The 16,496-nt window shown below is 46.8% G+C and carries 16 protein-coding genes; 5 read left to right on the top strand and 11 right to left on the bottom strand.

The window, feature by feature from the left end; all coding sequences use genetic code 11:
- Positions 1 to 11: 11 nt before the first annotated feature.
- A complete protein-coding gene (locus FEN17_RS06100; protein ID WP_138365282.1) occupies positions 12 to 1,655 on the bottom strand; it encodes an ArnT family glycosyltransferase in 1,644 nt (547 codons plus the stop codon).
- 91 nt (positions 1,656 to 1,746) lie between these two features.
- Here FEN17_RS06100 and FEN17_RS06095 point away from each other — a divergent pair, with 91 nt between their 5' ends.
- The gene (locus FEN17_RS06095; protein WP_229208703.1) at positions 1,747 to 2,190 is read left to right on the top strand and encodes a VOC family protein; all 444 of its coding nucleotides are present in this window, start codon (positions 1,747 to 1,749) and stop codon (positions 2,188 to 2,190) included.
- Between the two features lie 3 nt (positions 2,191 to 2,193).
- Here the strand turns inward: FEN17_RS06095 and FEN17_RS06090 are convergent, their stop codons facing one another.
- The 6 genes from FEN17_RS06090 to FEN17_RS06065 all read right to left on the bottom strand — a co-directional run bounded on the left by FEN17_RS06090 (position 2,194) and on the right by FEN17_RS06065 (position 9,766).
- Positions 2,194 to 4,152: a M56 family metallopeptidase gene (locus FEN17_RS06090; protein WP_138364390.1), complete on the bottom strand. Its 1,959-nt coding sequence runs from the start codon at positions 4,150 to 4,152 to the stop codon at positions 2,194 to 2,196.
- Positions 4,153 to 4,173: 21 nt separating this feature from the next.
- Positions 4,174 to 4,530, bottom strand: a complete 357-nt coding sequence (locus FEN17_RS06085) for a BlaI/MecI/CopY family transcriptional regulator (RefSeq protein WP_138364389.1) — start codon at positions 4,528 to 4,530, stop codon at positions 4,174 to 4,176.
- Between the two features lie 63 nt (positions 4,531 to 4,593).
- Complete coding sequence (locus tag FEN17_RS06080) at positions 4,594 to 5,241, bottom strand: response regulator (RefSeq protein ID WP_138364388.1); 648 nt, start codon at positions 5,239 to 5,241, stop codon at positions 4,594 to 4,596.
- 235 nt (positions 5,242 to 5,476) lie between these two features.
- On the bottom strand, positions 5,477 to 6,193 hold the full coding sequence (locus FEN17_RS06075; protein ID WP_138364387.1) for a LolA-like protein: 717 nt from the start codon (positions 6,191 to 6,193) through the stop codon (positions 5,477 to 5,479).
- Between the two features lie 63 nt (positions 6,194 to 6,256).
- A complete protein-coding gene (locus FEN17_RS06070; protein ID WP_138364386.1) occupies positions 6,257 to 8,827 on the bottom strand; it encodes a TonB-dependent receptor in 2,571 nt (856 codons plus the stop codon).
- Positions 8,828 to 8,917: 90 nt separating this feature from the next.
- Positions 8,918 to 9,766, bottom strand: a complete 849-nt coding sequence (locus FEN17_RS06065; RefSeq protein WP_138364385.1) for a polysaccharide deacetylase family protein — start codon at positions 9,764 to 9,766, stop codon at positions 8,918 to 8,920.
- 177 nt (positions 9,767 to 9,943) lie between these two features.
- Here FEN17_RS06065 and FEN17_RS06060 point away from each other — a divergent pair, with 177 nt between their 5' ends.
- From FEN17_RS06060 to FEN17_RS06045, 4 genes are all read left to right on the top strand, one after another.
- Positions 9,944 to 11,176: an Nramp family divalent metal transporter gene (locus FEN17_RS06060; RefSeq protein ID WP_229208702.1), complete on the top strand. Its 1,233-nt coding sequence runs from the start codon at positions 9,944 to 9,946 to the stop codon at positions 11,174 to 11,176.
- A complete protein-coding gene (locus FEN17_RS06055) occupies positions 11,176 to 12,192 on the top strand; it encodes an NAD-dependent epimerase/dehydratase family protein (RefSeq protein ID WP_138364383.1) in 1,017 nt (338 codons plus the stop codon). The genes FEN17_RS06060 and FEN17_RS06055 overlap by 1 nt, the downstream gene beginning before the upstream one ends.
- A gap of 11 nt (positions 12,193 to 12,203) precedes the next feature.
- Entirely contained in the window at positions 12,204 to 13,274 is a 1,071-nt protein-coding gene (locus FEN17_RS06050) for a dihydrodipicolinate synthase family protein (RefSeq protein WP_138364382.1), read from the top strand.
- 103 nt (positions 13,275 to 13,377) lie between these two features.
- The gene (locus tag FEN17_RS06045; RefSeq protein WP_138364381.1) at positions 13,378 to 14,763 is read left to right on the top strand and encodes a mandelate racemase/muconate lactonizing enzyme family protein; all 1,386 of its coding nucleotides are present in this window, start codon (positions 13,378 to 13,380) and stop codon (positions 14,761 to 14,763) included.
- Here the strand turns inward: FEN17_RS06045 and FEN17_RS06040 are convergent, their stop codons facing one another.
- The 4 genes from FEN17_RS06040 to FEN17_RS06030 form a co-directional block, all read right to left on the bottom strand.
- Positions 14,764 to 15,249, bottom strand: coding sequence for a TlpA family protein disulfide reductase (locus FEN17_RS06040; RefSeq protein ID WP_138364380.1), 486 nt, complete (start codon positions 15,247 to 15,249; stop codon positions 14,764 to 14,766).
- A gap of 136 nt (positions 15,250 to 15,385) precedes the next feature.
- Positions 15,386 to 15,919 (bottom strand): SRPBCC family protein, encoded by a 534-nt coding sequence (locus tag FEN17_RS06035; RefSeq protein ID WP_138364379.1) that lies wholly within the window; start codon positions 15,917 to 15,919, stop codon positions 15,386 to 15,388.
- 14 nt (positions 15,920 to 15,933) lie between these two features.
- The gene (locus FEN17_RS27225) at positions 15,934 to 16,074 is read right to left on the bottom strand and encodes a hypothetical protein (protein ID WP_171037847.1); all 141 of its coding nucleotides are present in this window, start codon (positions 16,072 to 16,074) and stop codon (positions 15,934 to 15,936) included.
- Positions 16,071 to 16,340 (bottom strand): hypothetical protein, encoded by a 270-nt coding sequence (locus FEN17_RS06030; protein ID WP_138364378.1) that lies wholly within the window; start codon positions 16,338 to 16,340, stop codon positions 16,071 to 16,073. Before FEN17_RS06030 ends, FEN17_RS27225 begins: the two co-directional genes overlap by 4 nt.
- Positions 16,341 to 16,496 lie beyond the last annotated feature (156 nt).

Here is a 16,496-nt window from a genome sequence, read left to right as displayed (position 1 = left end):
CGGAAAATGCATTAATTGATAAAAAGCAAATACCTGGTTTCCAACGTTTGAGACCGGGTTTTTTTGTTTAAAAAAGGATATTTCAGCCGGGTAATGTGGAAATGTTTTGGCTTGGCTTTGATGTTGGCTTTCAGACCGGATTGCAGCAAGCTTTTTGCGACTGCTTCCGTGGTGTAGAGATAGCAGGGTGCTTTGCTGATAAACGACTGCAAAGTTGGTTCATCGCAGATCAGACGTACCTCGCTGGGAGAATAAAACTCGAAGGTGTAAGAGAATTCACCATAAGCCGCCACGGGCAGGTTTTTATCCTGCTCGGGAATCGCTCTCGCAGCTTGTCGACCCGATTGAAATGTGAGCAAAAAGGGATAAAAGGAAACAAAAAGATACAAGTACAACACGGCAGCCATGGTGTAACATTTAAACAAAAGCTGCTGCAACTGGTTTTTGTAAGGAATAAAAAAACTTGCAATCACAACCAAAGCACCCGCTCCGACAACCCAAAAGCCGTTTTCGATATCCATAACAAATTGCAGCCAACCTACCAGAGCCAGTGCAATGATGGCCAAAACCGTATGAATGTTCGACAAGGTTTTCAACACCGGCCGGTTCGCAATTTGACTGAAAAAATAAGCCGTAATTAACGCGAAGTAGGGAAAAAGGATGACGAGATAATGTGGTAACTGAAATTTGGAAAGTGAAAACAGCAGGAAAGTAAGCAGGGTACTTCCGTAAATCACCCAGCGGATCGGTTGTTTGTTTTTATCAAAACGGATCAGATAAAACAACCCGCCAACCAGCCCCAGCGACCAGGGTAAAAACGCCCAGAGTGTTGTGTGTAAAAAGAAAGTAATGCTGCCTCTTCCCTTAATTGGCCCGGTATTGAAAAACCGCCCGAACTGGCTGTCCCAGAAGAAAAAACGAAGTCCGGAAACATTGGTTTTACCAAAAACAACTTTCTCGGGATGCAGGTCAAACTGCACATACAGGGTGTAAAGTTCAGGCAGAATAAAAAGGAAAGTGAGGACCAGCATCAGCCACCAGCGGTAGTTTAGGAATTCTTTGAACTGCCGGGTCAAAATCCAGAAGATCACCCAGCCGCCCGCGATCGTCAGCAATACGAAAATGCCTTTGGTCGTGATGGCGCATGCTGCAAAAAGTGCCGCCCAAATGATGTGAAGGTTATTTTTCTTTTTATAAACTACCAGCATGTGCCAGGTGGAAGCGATGATGCAGGCGGTTAGATAAGGCTCGGCGCGGACGTCGAAATTGTTGAGCGTACTATGAAATGCGACGGCGTAGATTAATGTTGCCATGCGGGCAGTATCGGTATCGTAAAGGTCGCGGCCTAATAAATAGGTGTAGCGCAAACTGATCAACCAGAAGATAAATGCAGGAAGTTTGTAGGCGAAACTGTTGATACCGAGAATCTTATAACTCAGTGCAGCCATCCAGAAGGGAAAATGCGGCTTGTCGAGCCAGTCGTGACCATCGCCAAAAAGGTTAACCCAATCATTGTGTTCAGCAATGTGCCGGGCGAGTGTGGCGTACAGCGCGCCGTCGGGTTCAAGTATGTCGAGAAAAAGGCCGGGAATGTTCAGTACGATCCCGGAAAGAAGCAGCCAGGGAAAGTATCTTTTTAAAAAAGGATCATTCATGGGCGCAAGATAAGCGGTTTTTGTTGCCACGCGGTGCATTCGTAGCAACAAAAACATTCCCTAAATTGCACAAGAATTATTCCCCATTTTTATGAAAAAGATTCTTCTTTGTGTAATGTTATTCTGGTCTTGCCAGAATGTTATGGCCCAGGTAGCGGATGGCAGCAGCCTGGGTTTTGTGCGTTTAAACCACCTGGCGCTGCAAGTGAAAGACATTCCTGCGAGCCGTGATTTTTACCGTGATGTGGTTGGGCTGAAACCCGTGGAAGTGCCCGACAGCCTCAAAGCGATCCGCGCCTGGTTTGATACCGGCGACGGACAAATGATCCACTTGCTGGCCGGACGCAATTTTGAAGTAGTAAATGACCGGAATGGCGGACATTTCGCCATGTTCGTCAGCTCGATTGCAGGTGCTGAGAAATTTCTGCTGAGCAAGAAAATCAAATTCCACAAGCAGGTACGTTTCGATGGCGTCACGCAGATTTATTTTGCGGATCCCGACGGTTACCTGATTGAGTTGAACCAGAAAAAATAGCGGTTATTTCGCTGCGATATCAGGCCGTTCGAACACTTCGGGTTCCGGCCTGGTTTCGATCCACCAGATTCTGTCACTTTCGGGATCATAGTACCGCGCCAGTTTTCCGGTGAAAAGCGCCACCTTCCGGATTTCACCTTTAACCGGCATCATATTGCTTTCAACGCCATAAATCTGCCTGAAACCATCCAGAAAGTAAGGCTCTTTTTGCAAAATTTCCAGGTCAAAATCCTGCACATTTTTCCACCCGACATTACCGTTGACTACATAGGCCGGCGCAGCATCTTTGTAAAGTGGTAAGGTCATGTAAGCGATTTGCGAGTAAAATCCGTCTTTGCGCATCGACCTGAATTCATTTTTTGCATTCAGTTCATAAGGATAGTCCTGGAATGCCTCATTGACTTGCTGGTAAGTCGCCGTTTTTCCATTCAATATAAAATTGATCTGTCCCTCATAAGCCACAAGTTCTTTTTTTCGGTCAAAATAGCCATTTCTGAATTTCGTGATCACTTCTTTCGGAAAAGGGTAGGCTTTTCTAAAATCAGATTTAAGGGTATGCTCGGTCAAATAATTGGGTAATTTTTTTGAAAGTGATTCATAAATGGCTTCTCTTACATTGTCCCCGGTGAAAGAGTCAAAAAACACATTTTTTTCAATGCCGTAAAATTCGGTGCGGTAGTTCGGCATCGGGCCTTGCACGGCAAAAATTACTGGAAAAGCGCCTTCATGTAGTGCATCCCAGGTGCGCAGGTCTCCGAATGAAAAGCTGGCGAAAGCGCTGCCATCGTAAGAAAGCGACAAGCTATGCGAGCTGATGCTCACTTTCTTATCCCGACCAATCTTCATTCCATGCGTACTGTCAATTTTCGGAACAACCAGTTTTTGATAATAAAATCCGCGCTCGTCCGTCGTGATGGTTTTGACAAACTGATCATTGTAAGTCATCTTCAAAGTCATGCCCGGCACCGGTTTGTTGGTTTCCGCATTCATGATCATCCCCGCAATGTGCACCAGCTTTTTATCCTTTGGTAGTGATTTCGTGGTGGTTAGCTGCGCTATTTGTTGCCCGGTCAGCTCACCGATTTCCTTTCTGAACATCACCACCAGCAACACAATCAGCGGGAGCGAAAACAGAAACCATGCAAGAAAAATCTGCGGCGTTTTTCCTTTGTTCATCATAATGATCCGCTGTTTCAAGGACGAAAAACTGAACTGGTTTGCGATCCGGTATGCAGGTACACCAGCTACTTTCAGCAACAAATACTGGTACTGGCGCGCGTCTACATGGTTTTCCAGCACTTTCCGGTCAGCGATAAATTCCAGGTTTTGCCGCATCGCATAGCGGATCAGCCAAACAAACGGGTTGAACCAGCAGACAATGCAAAGCAGCTCGCTCCATATAATGTCGAAACTGTGCTTTTGACGCACATGCACATATTCGTGGAGTATAATGTTTTTCAAATCTTCCGGTTGGTGCAGATCGGGATTGAAAAAAATGGAGTTGCCAAAAGAAAAAGGATTTACATTTTTTTCAAGATGGTAAATGTTCACTCCCTCGCTGGAAACCAGCCGCGCATGTTTGCGGACGCGCACATAGAAGACAACTTGCAGCAGAAACCGTCCAAGCATCACCGCAACGCCCACCCAAACAAGCATTAAAACCCAAGTCTCATAACTGAATGTATGGCTTTGAGTTTGTGCAACATGCAATGTTGCGGCCGGATTAATGTGATGAATGCTCGGAATGTTACTCACCCAGGTCCCGCCGGTTTTTACCGGAAAGTCCGGAATGGTTTGATTAACGTTAATTAGCGGGATCAGGAAGGATACGAAGGTACCGCCGATAAAGAACCAGCGGTTCCAGTCATAGAATGTTAAGCGTCGTAAAATCAATTGATAAAAAAGACTGACGGCTGCCAGGCTAACAGATAATTTGATGAGATATTCTATGAAAGGTGACATAGAAATGCGGTTTTAGGTGACCTACTTTTTCTTCTCAATCAAGCGGATAATGTCTTTGAGCTCATCAGCGGAAATCTCGTTTTTCTCTACAAAAAAGCTCACGAGCGCCTTATAAGAATTCTCAAAGTAGTCTTTAACAACATTGCCCATAAAGGTTTGCTTATAGGCTTCCTCGGTGAGCGCGGGGGTGTACACATTCACATTACCGATGAGCCGGCTCGTGACAAAACCCTTTTTTTCAAGATTTTTGACGGTAGATGCGAGGGTGGTGTAGGGGCCTGGCGCAGACATTTCGGCCATAAAAGACTTGATGCTGCCTTCCCCGGTTTTCCAGATCGCCTGCATGGCTTCTTCTTCCTGCTGCGTTAGCTTCTCCATATTTACGACGTTTTCGTAAATCTACGAAACTTTCGTAATGATGCAAGAGGAGATTTCAGTAATTCAGACTTCTTCGTTGAATCCTTTATAAAACTGCACTTTCTTGAACATTTCGATCAGCGTCGAAACTTGCAGCTTTTCAAAAATGCGCGCTTTGTAAGTACTCACAGAACTTTCGGTGAGGTTGAGGAAAATGGCAATTTCCTTTGTCCAAAGGCCATCGAGGAGCATATCCATTACTTCCAGTTCTCTTTGCGAGAGGCTTTCCAGCGGATTTTCAACATTCGCTTTGCTGTCCAGCGTGTTGCGGAGAAGCTGCTGCTGGATGGCCAGGCTCAGGTAATTGCCGGAGTTGAGCATGGAAAGAATCGCTTTCTTGATCTCGGTTTGAGAAGAATTTTTGGAAAGAAAACCATTCGCGCCAGCCTTGATATAATGCAGGGCGTAAATCTGTTCTTCCAGGCTGGTAAAAACCAGTATGAGGACTTTGGGCTGTATTTCGCGGATCTTGGGGATCATGTTAAACCCCTCGCCATCAGGAATGCTGATGTCTAGCAGGATCAAATCCAATGTGTGTGCGGCAACCTTCGCTAATGTTTGCCCAAAACTTGTGGCCTCATAAATAGCGCATGGCTGAACCAAGTCGGTAATCAGGTACTTTGTTGCAAGCCTGACTATGGCGTGGTCTTCTACCAGTAAGATGTTTTTCATTTTGACGAGGCCAGATTTATGGCCTGTTTTTTGTTTTCACGACTTTGCCAAAAGTATAATATTAAACCAGATAATTCGTGTTTATGTAGAAATTATTACTTTCAATTGTAATATTTATCAAAATAGTTGTACAAGTCACTCAGAAAAGTGCCATTTATTCTCTAAATTATTAATATGTAAACAATAAAAAAAGCGCTGCCGCCGGGCAACGCTTTTTAATTCAGTTGGAAAAAAACTATTTCACCGGACGTTTGAAAACCGCTTCATCTACGGTCGGGTTAATCAAAGTTTTGCTGGTGATGAAGGTTAATGTGCCCATTTGCGGATTGGAGATATCCATATTATTAGGCATTTTAATTCCGTCAATCTCTTTGTAATCAGACAGTTCGATCTCTCCATCCTGTCCGTTCATATTCACTTTCACCTTACTGATAAGATAAGTATTTGCGTCCATAAATTCGTCGATCACCTGGCCGCCTTTGTCAGTCACTTTCAGGTGATATACGTCTTTCTTATCCATTTTCTCTTTCCCCACCAGTTCTACCTGGTTTCCTTTTTCTTTATAACTCACTAATCCGCCGAAAGGATCAAGGCTGCTCAATTGTTGTTTCAGCTGATCGGCCGGCATGTCCTCAGGCTCGCCGGTACCGCCCATCATCGTGGGACGGATCATCCAGCCTTTGCCATCGCTCACCACCTGTACCATCTGATTCCCCATGACGGTAGACTCTGTACGAACCGATTTGTTAACGACCAAAATCGTTTTGGTCGGGATTTCCATTCCCTGTACGGCCAGTGAACGTTCGGTGATCATCGTATTCACCGCCTTGATTTTGTCCATGCCGCCAAGAGCAGCGACGTGTTTTTCAACGAGTTCGTCGACGGTTTGCGCATTAGCGGCTGTCGAGAGAATGACCGCGGCGAATGCCAGAAAAAGCTTGTTGGTTTTCATAAATAAGTCAGATATGCGTTAAAATGTAGTTTTGTGAGTATCAAAGTAATGTTGGTCAATTAACTACCGGGGTGCGTTGCCGCCGCCGCCCTGGCCGCCACCTCCGCCACCGCCAGACTGTTGGCCATCGCTCTTCACGTCGTCATTGCTGACAGACTTAGCTCTTTTCTTCGGCGCATCCATCGTCATTTTTCCGATTTTATAAGTGAAGGTCAGCCTGACGCCTCTATTATAAAGGTATACATCGTTGACCTGATTAAACTGTGCCGAGTTCAGGCTCGTGTGAATGTTGTATCGTTTGCTCAGGAAGTTTTCAGCTGCAAGACCAACGCTTCCTTTTTTGTTGTTGAATTCCTTTTTCACACCTACGGTATAAAATCCGAAACCACCCTGCATCCCCTGCAACTGCACCTGGTTACCCTGCATAAACCCGAAAGCCTGCGCGCCCCAGCCGTTTCCGAAAGTAGCCTGCGAGAAAACCCCACCGCTGACATTGAAACCGTCGTTTTTGATCTCTTCCGACTTACCGTCTGATCCGAGAGAAAGTCCCGTCAGCGTAGTATAAAATGCATTTGCAAAGATCCCGACATTGATCTTGGTAGTCACAGCCACATTTGCAAAAAGGTTGGTACCATAAGCGTGCTGCTTTCCAATGTTTTGGTAAGTGGTCACGATAGCACCCGCCAAAGTATCCGAAGGTTGACGTACCTGGCTGATCGCGTTATTTGTCACCCGGCCGAAGAAGGTCGCATTTACAAACGTTTTCTTGATGTTTTTGCTCAATCCCAGCTCAAAGTTATTGGTCAACTCAGGTCTCAGCTCGGGGTTACCGATGGTAATGTTCTGCGGGTTGGCCGAATTGAAGTTCGGGTTAAGCTGCTGCAAGCCCGGACGCTGGATTCGGCGGTTATAACCCAGTTTCAGGGTAGTACCTTTGAATGTTTTAGAAGCATTCACACTCGGTACCAGCACGCCGTAATTTCCTACACCCACGGTTCCTTCGTTTGTACTTGCATCAATAAACGTATGCTCATAACGCAAGCCGCCTTTTAATGTGTAGCGTTTTTTGGTCGTATAAGTGTAAGAGGAGTAACCCGCTGCAATGTTTTGGTGATAAGTCAGGTCACCGGCTGGCTGGTCGGTTTCAGGACGGAAGTCGCCGGTAGGTTCCGCGATGAGGAAGCTGTAAGCACTTTTTACTTCACGGAAAATCGCTTTTCCACCAAATTCCAGCAGTTGGTTTTTCTTGATAGGCGTCTGGTAATCTGTTTGTAAAGTGTATTCCTGGTTTACGCTTTTGTTCAGGTTACGCTGGCGTCCGGTCAGTTCGCGGCTGCCGTTGAGCAGGTCTGCGTCAAAATCGTTTGTCAAATCGTTGCGACTGTACAATGTTGAAATGCTCCATTCCTGCTGCGGTTTGAAAGTATGCAGGTAATCGATATTCACGTCCACGGTTCCAGAGTTATTTTTCGCATCCACATTACGGGTGCTGGTAAAATCCGTCGAGCCGGTTTTCATGAGCCGCGTCATCAGATCCTGCTGGTTGCTGAAATTCCGCACGCCATATTTCACACCCGCCGTAAGACTTTGGTTTTTAGCCAGATCGTAATCAAAACCCAGGTTATAATTTCCGAAAAGTCCATGGCTGCTGCCGTCGCCGGTCTGGATTGTTTTCGTAGTCATATTGTTTACGGTACTGGTTTGTTCCAATGAAGTTTTGGTTATGGTATTATAAATCCCGCGACCAAATCCGCCGAGCGTAACACCCGCTTTTCCTTTGCGGTAACCGCCATTTAAAGATAGCATCGAACCTCTGTTACCCACACCCGCATCCACATTCAGGTTCAGGCCCTGCAAGCTGTTTTTCTTGGTAATAATATTAATGATACCGCCCGAACCTTCCGCATCGTATTTGGCCGACGGGCTTGTAATCACTTCCACCGATTTGATCTGGTCCGCAGGAATCTGCTTCAAAGCATCGGCAACACTGTTTGCGATGATCGTACTAGGCTTATTATTGATCAACACCCGGATATTCTGGCTGCCTCGGAGGGAGACATTTCCATCCAGATCGACCGTCAAAAGCGGTACTTTACGCAGAATGTCCGTCGCGTCGCCACCTTTTGCGGTAATGTCTTTTTCAGCATTGTAAACCAGTCGGTCCACTTTTTCTTCGATCAAAGCAGCTTGGCCGGTAACCGTTACCTCATTTAATGTTTTGGTGTTGGAAGCAAGCGTAACTACGCCCAGGTCCAGCTCCTGACCTTTTCCAAGGCTGATGTTATCGATGGTTTTGTTGGCATAACCAATAAAAGATACCAGCACTTTGTAGTCGCCGGCTGGCAGTTTGGTCAATGTAAATTTTCCTTTTTCGTCGGCCACAGTACCGTCCACGGCCTGGCCGCTCGTTTTGCTGTAAAGCGCAACGCTCACAAATTCAATGCCTTTGGTCGAGGCTGAATCTACAATGGAGCCGGAAATTTTAGAAGTACCTTTCGGGGTTTGATCACCCGCCGTGCCAGGAAGCGCTTTGGGCTGCGACGCACCGCCGCCGCCAGGAAACTGGGCAAAAGCAGGTGTAAGGAGGGTCGCAAGAACAATAATAGCAGTGAGCAGAAATTTTGACATTTTCATGGTTTGTTATTGATACCACAAATTTGTCCCAATACTTATTTCCCGGAAAGCTTTTTATGACAAAGGCGTAAATAACGGGGATGGATGTGCCTATTGACCGGCCAAGTCTTTATAGGTGATTAAAACAACACCTTTCTTCTGTATGGCGTCTTTCACTTTTTTACTGGTAAAAAGATCCGTCACGCCCTGCCGGTCCTGCGCCACGTCTTCGTATCCAATGTGGTGAATTGCCTGTAACTCTGCATCGTCGAGGCCAGGATGATCTACGAAAAGGTAACTTTTACCGGGTTCCAGCTTATCCAGCATTTTGATGAAACTCGCCACTTTTTGCTCCGGCGTTTTGTGCGGCCCGTCATAGCCGGCGTAGCTCACTGCCGGTTCGGCGTCGATCGGGATTTTATATTCCTGCGCCAATTTTTTGGTTAGAGCTTTTACTTCCGGCGAGATACCTGTACAGCCCATGTGCGCCGAAACGTGACTGATGCGCGGTAATTTTTTCAACGCCAGTTCAATCTGCGCCCGGAATTCCTTTTCCACATCAGCGATTTTCCAGTCATTGTCTTTAATCGCCCGCTTCGGATAGTTTTTATTGGGGTGGATCATCGGGTAAAAATAGCCATCCTCATCGCGCAGACTAGGACATTCCGAAACCGGCCGCCACTTCACATTATCCCACTCACTGGTGATTGCCAAATGTATCCCGACATCAATCTGCGGGTTTTCATTCAGCATTTTTACCGCTTCCGGAAACCAGGGCGACGGCACAATGATCTCGATGGACGTTTGAAAACCTTCTTTTGAACATTTGATCAAAGCCAGATTCCCCGAATGCGAGTAACCCATATCATCGCCGCGGACGATCAGGCGGGGCGCTTTGGTTTGAGAAAAAGACGTGAGGCTTGCTGCCAGCAAAAATGCAGAGAGAAAGAATGTTTTCATATCTCCATAAAGTAGCGGTCAGGAAAGATTCTAACCAAATATCTGCTGGTTTTCTTACATTTTTAAACAACAATGATATGGGTATTGCGAGATTTGAAAAATGAACAATATATTTACGTGTACGTGCACGTCGCCCGAAATTGCATTCTTGTCTATCCTAAACCCATCACTTTTACTTTGGAAAAATCTACATCAGGCGTGCTCCGCTGGCTGCGGTCGCTGGGGCCGGGAATGATCACGGCAGCACTGGTTTTCGGACCAAGTAAGCTCACCATTACGTCAAAAATGGGCGCGCTTTACGGTTACTCGCTGCTCTGGCTGGTGGTCGCGGCCATTTTCTTCATGGCGATTTTCACTGGGATGGCCACGCGGATTGGCGGCGCAACCGAGCAATCATTACTTGCCACGGTCAGAGGAAAGTGGGGGAATTGGGCTGGCGTGGCGATGGGAATCGGTGTTTTCCTGGTGGCTACCTCATTTCAGGCAGGTAACTCAGTAGGTGTAGGCGTAGCGGCCGGAGAGCTTTTTCATACATCCAATATTCCCTGGATCATATTTTTCAACCTGCTCGCCATCTGCCTGCTTTTTTTCAGAAGCTTTTATCCGGTACTCGAAAAGACGATGATTTTTCTGATCGTCATCATGCTCTTTTCATTTATTACCACATTTTTCAACGCCAGCCCCGATGCCGCTGAAATGGTGAAAGGTGTCGTCACGCCGCAAATACCGGCTGGCTCTACCGGTCTGATCATCGCATTTACGGCATCCTGTTTTTCCATCGTGGGCGCGCTCTACCAGGCTTATCTCATTCAGGAGCGGATCAGGGTAAACCCGGCGCTGAAATATGAAAAGAACGACAGTACCACCGGCATTATCCTGCTTGGCGTCATGTGTTTCATTGTCATTGTTTGCGCCGCCGCGATCCTCAAACCAAAAGGTATCCAGGTGAACTCGGCATCGGATATGGCCAAGGCACTGGAACCTTTGTTCGGAAGTAATGCTTCGGCCGTTTTTCTGATCGGGCTTTTCGGAGCGGCATTTTCTTCGGTGATCGGTAATGCATCGGTTGGCGGCACTTTGCTGGGGGATGCGCTGGGTTTAGGAAGCAATTTTTCGTCCAAACAGGTTCGCTATCTCGTAGCATTGGTGATGGTGATAGGTGCGTCAATTGCGGTAAGGTTCGGGAAATTGCCCCTGGAACTAATCGTTTTTGCTCAGAGCGTGACCATTTTCGTGGTGCCATTTATTGGAACGGTCATGTACCTCGTGGCGAATGATAAAAAGATCATGGGTGACAAAGTGAATAGTACGTTCGTCAAAATTGCGGCTGGGCTAGGCCTGATCATTATTTTCTCACTCGCCGTCGTCAACTCAAAAGAAATATTCTTCAATAATCCACTTTTCAAATAATGGACATATCGGAAACTTTGGAAGAAAAATGGCTGAAACCGTCCGACGCGCTGATCGAAGATATGAAGCGGATCGAGGGCGATATCATGGTGCTCGGCGCTGGCGGGAAAATCGGTCCAAGCATTTGCAGGCTGGCCAAGCAGGCGATCGACCGCGCAGGACTGGGCAAGCGCGTAATTGCAGTTTCAAGATTTAGTGAAGAAGGAATTACCGCGGAACTGAATGCTGACGGAATCGAAACAATCACAGCCAACATTCTGGATGATAGTCAATTACAGGATTTGCCGGAAGTTGAGAATGTGCTGTACCTCGCCGGTACCAAGTTTGGCACTTCCAATAATGAGCCTTACACTTGGGCGATGAATGCGTATCTGCCGGGTCGGGTAGCGGAGAAATTCAGGAAATCAAATATTGTGGTTTATTCTACCGGCAATGTTTATCCGTTCACACCGGTACATTCTGGCGGCGCCACCGAGGAAACCCGGCCGGACCCGGTAGGTGAGTATGGGCAGTCGTGCCTGGGCAGAGAGCGGATGTTCCAGTATTTTTCGTCGGTTTATGGCACGCCGCTGCTGATTTACAGGCTCAATTATGCGATCGATTTCAAATATGGCGTGCTGCTGGAAATCGCCAAATCGGTTCTGAACAGCAAGCCGATCAATGTGAATATGGGCCACGTGAATGTGATCTGGCAGGGCGATGCCAACGAAATGGCGATCCGCTCGCTGCTGCATTGCGAAGCACCAGCGAAATTGCTTAACATTACCGGCCCTGAAACGGTGTCCCTGCGGTGGCTGGCGAAGGAATTCGGTCAGATTTTTCAGATCGAACCCCAATTTATAGGGGAGGAGCAACCTACCGCCTTGTTAAGTAATGCTGCCGAATCTTTCCGGCTTTTCGGTTACCCGCGTACCACATTGAAGGAAATGATCGGTATCACGGCGCGGTGGTTGCTGGAAGGCGGGAAAACGATTAACAAACCGACGCATTTTCAGGAGCGGAAAGGTCAGTTTTAATTTCAAAAAACATGTTAAAAGAAGATATAAAAAAGCTGCTGCTCGAAGGCACATCAATTCCGGCGCACCCGCTTGCATTGAATGAAAATCTGCAACTGGACGAACCCAGCCAGCGCCGGCTGACCAGATATTATATTGCCAGTGGCGCAGGAGGTGTTGCGATCGGCGTGCATACCACCCAATTCGAAATCCGCGATCCGGAGGTGAATTTGTATGAGAAACTGCTGGCGATTACGGCTGAGGAAATTGAAAAAGCAAATCTCAACCGACCCTTTATCAAAGTAGCCGGTATCGTCGGACTGACTGACCAGGCTTTGCAAGAGGCGAAAATTGCCGTGAAATATGGTTATAATCTTGGCTTGGTAAGTATGGCTGCGTGGAAGCAACATTCAGAAGATGAGATTATTGCACACGTTAAATCCGTTTCGGAAGTAATTCCCGTCTTCGGTTTTTACTTGCAATCTGCGATTGGCGGGCGGGTTTACACGTACGATTTCTGGCAAAAATTCGCAGAGATACCCAATGTGTACGCCATCAAAGTGGCGGCGTTCAACCGGTACCAAACCCTGGACGTGGTACGTGCGGTTTGCAGCTCATCCAGGAAAAACGAGATTGCGCTTTACACCGGCAACGACGACAACATTATCGCCGATCTGCTGACAACATTCCGTTTTCATATTGATGAAAAAACCGTTGAAAAGCGCTTTGTGGGTGGTTTACTCGGACATTGGGCGGTATGGACGGAGCGGGCGGTGCGGCTGCTCAATTTTACCAAAGAAAGTGTCGAGGGTGACAAAAACCTCTCTGAAATGCTGAGTATCAACGCTGAAGTGACTGATATGAATGCGGCAATCTTCGACCCGGCTCATCAGTTTCACGGCTGTATTACCGGCGTGCACGAAGTTTTGCGGAGACAGGGCCTGATGCAGGGAATCTGGACATTGAATCCAAAGGAAACACTTTCGCCCGGGCAATTCGAGGAGATTACGCGGGTAATCGAGGCTTATCCGCATTTGGTTGATGACCAATTTGTAAAAGCTTTTCTTGAAAAAGACCGCGTAGGATGTCTTTTGGGAAATTAAATTTTAATCGATCAGTTGGCTCGTTTAGCGTCAGCTGATTTTTATTTACAGGGTAACAAGACGGTGCGGGAGTCTTTGATACTAGGATAAAAACTGCTTTATAATGCTGGATTCAAACCTCGATCGCCGCACTTTTTTGCAACAAGCCAGCCTGGCCGCCATGGCCGGTGCTGCTACGAAACTGCCCAACCCTTTTGAACCAACTATGAAAAAGATCAAAATAAGAAATGTCGACTCGAATTTTGAAAGGGAGCCGCTGAACCCGTACCGTTTCAAAGGCAGCGCGATCACCGACAGCTGGCAGAGCATTGCGATGCTTGAATCGGAATCCGGTATGCGGAAAGTTGGTTTGGGAACGCAGGGTGTACTTTGGTCGGATTCAAAAGTGTTTGCGGCGCATTCCGAAAGTGCGGGAAATGCGTTGATGTATGCCATGAGCGAGCGGGCTTTGCAAATGTTGAGAGACACAACGTTCACCAATCCTGTGCAGCTGCTGGACGATATGCTGCCGGAAGTGCTGGCTTATGGGAAGAAAATCACAGGCAACGCCGATTTACGTAAAACCTTCGCGCTGAATGCGTTGGTGTGTGTAGACAATGCTGCGTGGTTGCTGTATGCGGGCGAAAACAACATTACGCAGTTTGATGATCTGATCCCCGCGGCTTATAAGCCGGGGTTGTCATACCGGCATGAGAAGGTGGCGAGTATCCCCTCATTTGCAGTAGGTACTACGCCGGAGCGGATCCAGCAGGCAGCGGATGAAGGTTATTTTATCTTAAAATTAAAAACAGGCGCGGCAGGTACCCAGCAGGAAATGATCGAAAAGGACATTGCGTTCCTCACGGCGCTGCACAAAACGATCGGGCACTACGAAACGCCTTACACGCAGAGTGGAAAAATTCCGTATTATTTTGATATGAATGGCCGCTATGAGAAAAAGGAAACGTTGCTGCGTTTTCTGGATCATGCCAAAAAGATCGGCGCATTTGACCAGATCGCAGTGATTGAAGAGCCTTTTGAAGAAAGTAACGAGGCTTTTGTGGGAGATCTGGGCGTGCGCGTAGCAGCGGATGAAAGTGCACATACCGTTGAGGATGCCGCCCACCGGATCGAGCTCGGCTACTCGGCCATCGCGGTAAAAGCCATCGCCAAAACGCTGAGTATGACCATGAAAATCACACAGCTGGCCTACGAGAAAAAAATCCCTTGCTTCTGCGCCGACCTCACTGTCAACCCGATTTTAGTTGATTGGAATAAAAACATCGCTGCCCGTTTGCAGCCTTTCCCGGGCGTTTCCATCGGTTTGCAGGAAACCAACGGACATCAATATTACAAAAACTGGGACCGCCTCATGACTTACCTCCCGATGCCAGACGGCAGCTGGGTGAAAACTCAAAAGGGCGTTTACCTGACCGATCAATCGTTCTACTCGACCAGTGGCGCAATACTGCTCCCCTCGAAACATTACGAGGGGATGTTTAAGGGGTGATTAAATCCCTTTCAATGTCTTGAAAATTTCTTCGTGCGGTTGTTCTCCTTCGAAAGTCTTAACCAGGTTACCCTTTTTGTCGTAGATCGCGATGTACGGGAAGGAGCGGATCTGATAGTACTTCTGTACAACGTAAGAAGTGCCTTCGGTGCCTACTTTGAAATTGGAATATGTATTCAGGCCGTATTGGGTGACGAAAGGTTTGAGCATATCCATCGCCTGGAATGTTACCATCACCACTTGCTTGTTGGCTACGACACTGTAATTTTTTACCAGATCTTTTGTAAATGCCTGACAATGTTCGCAGTCCGGTGAAAAGTAGATTAACACAACCGGCCCGGCTGCCAGCTGGGAGTAATTGTAAAGTTGTCCGTTTGTAAGCCTCATCGAAAATGGGGCTATTTTTTTGGTGCTCGCGGCACCCTGGGAAAAAGCGTTGGAAAATGCAGCAAGCAGCAGTGCTAGTACTAGAAATTTGCGGGCCATAACAGGGAAATATCTGAATTTTAATTGCTGCAAGATATGACCTTTTGAAATGTCAGCCCGCAACTTTTTGCAAAATGTTGCGGGCTGATTTACACTTTCTTCGGCGCCGGTCAAAGTCTTTTGTGAAGTTTAACAATTACTTTTCCAAAACACCTTTCAGCGTTTTCAAGCTCGTTTCCAGGTCGGTGCCTAGAAGCTTGTCGATGAATAAATTGGTAATGTTCATCGGATATTTACTGCTGCCAGCCATTTGCCAAGTCACTTTCGTTTGTCCGGTCCCGACATTTTCCGTCGTCATTTCTGTTATGCCGATTCCCTCAAAGGGTTTGATAAAACGGATTTCAAGATCGATTTTCTGACCTTCTGTAATGCCGGTGATCTGTTCTTCCCCCTTGCCGACTTTATCTATCTTACTATCCCACGCATAGACAAATCCTACGGTGCCGTCCGTCCCGGTAAAGGTTTTGGAAAGATTTGGATCGGCCATAATCCAGGTATTATAGTGATCCTGGTTTTTTACGAATTTGATGTAGTCAAAAACTGCCTGTTTGGGTTTGTTGATGACAATTTCTCTTTTAATGACATATTCTTTTTTAACAAAAAGCGCGATCACCAAAAACAAAACAATGATGGCAACGATAATCAGAACGATGATTTTAATGACTTGCATTTGGAGAAAGGGTTTTAATGTTTAATGAGAAAGCCAAGTTCGGTAAGATTCTTAATCGCCTCCGGTGCGAAAATCGCGCCGAAAATCGCGGCCACACCCGTCATCAAAGCAAAAACAATGTTGACAACCCAATAAATGATTTTTGTCTTGTTCATTGGAATAAGGAAGATAGTTTAGTTGAATATAGCGTGGTTGTCTGGTTTTCGTCTTCCAGGATCTCCGCTTGAAACCCCGATTGTCTGATGACACGAATGACACTTTTCGCGCAGATTTCGCAATCGGCCGACTTAATGCGCAAAACCTTGTCACAGTCTTCCAGGTCGAACGTGGCAGCGTAGCCGTTGAATGTCAGCTGGATGAGATTGATCAGAATCCTGGCCTGATTTGGCTTCTCAACATTGGTCTTGAAAATTTCTACCATTCCCGCGTGCATTTTAGGTTTGTCAAAGGTCAATTCTCCCGACCACCACATGGATCAGTCGCGCATTCCCTGCCTGAACTGGCTGGTATACTGCTTTTTCTGCAATACAAACTAACTACTTAATAAGCTGCGAAATGGATGTTGTTTGCGACATTC

It is taken from the genome of Dyadobacter luticola, assembly GCF_005860805.1.
Classification (GTDB): Bacteria; Bacteroidota; Bacteroidia; order Cytophagales; family Spirosomataceae; genus Dyadobacter; species Dyadobacter luticola.
This window is presented reverse-complemented; position numbering and strand designations above follow the sequence as displayed.

Coding starts and splice junctions, on each gene's coding strand:
- FEN17_RS06100 (WP_138365282.1), bottom strand. CDS start 1,655: ATGAATGATCCTTTTTTAAAAAGATACTTTCCCTGGCTGCTTCTTTCC.
- FEN17_RS06095 (WP_229208703.1), top strand. CDS start 1,747: ATGAAAAAGATTCTTCTTTGTGTAATGTTATTCTGGTCTTGCCAGAAT.
- FEN17_RS06090 (WP_138364390.1), bottom strand. CDS start 4,152: ATGTCACCTTTCATAGAATATCTCATCAAATTATCTGTTAGCCTGGCA.
- FEN17_RS06085 (WP_138364389.1), bottom strand. CDS start 4,530: ATGGAGAAGCTAACGCAGCAGGAAGAAGAAGCCATGCAGGCGATCTGG.
- FEN17_RS06080 (WP_138364388.1), bottom strand. CDS start 5,241: ATGAAAAACATCTTACTGGTAGAAGACCACGCCATAGTCAGGCTTGCA.
- FEN17_RS06075 (WP_138364387.1), bottom strand. CDS start 6,193: ATGAAAACCAACAAGCTTTTTCTGGCATTCGCCGCGGTCATTCTCTCG.
- FEN17_RS06070 (WP_138364386.1), bottom strand. CDS start 8,827: ATGAAAATGTCAAAATTTCTGCTCACTGCTATTATTGTTCTTGCGACC.
- FEN17_RS06065 (WP_138364385.1), bottom strand. CDS start 9,766: ATGAAAACATTCTTTCTCTCTGCATTTTTGCTGGCAGCAAGCCTCACG.
- FEN17_RS06055 (WP_138364383.1), top strand. CDS start 11,176: ATGGACATATCGGAAACTTTGGAAGAAAAATGGCTGAAACCGTCCGAC.
- FEN17_RS06050 (WP_138364382.1), top strand. CDS start 12,204: ATGTTAAAAGAAGATATAAAAAAGCTGCTGCTCGAAGGCACATCAATT.
- FEN17_RS06045 (WP_138364381.1), top strand. CDS start 13,378: ATGCTGGATTCAAACCTCGATCGCCGCACTTTTTTGCAACAAGCCAGC.
- FEN17_RS06040 (WP_138364380.1), bottom strand. CDS start 15,249: ATGGCCCGCAAATTTCTAGTACTAGCACTGCTGCTTGCTGCATTTTCC.
- FEN17_RS06035 (WP_138364379.1), bottom strand. CDS start 15,919: ATGCAAGTCATTAAAATCATCGTTCTGATTATCGTTGCCATCATTGTT.
- FEN17_RS27225 (WP_171037847.1), bottom strand. CDS start 16,074: ATGAACAAGACAAAAATCATTTATTGGGTTGTCAACATTGTTTTTGCT.
- FEN17_RS06030 (WP_138364378.1), bottom strand. CDS start 16,340: ATGGTAGAAATTTTCAAGACCAATGTTGAGAAGCCAAATCAGGCCAGG.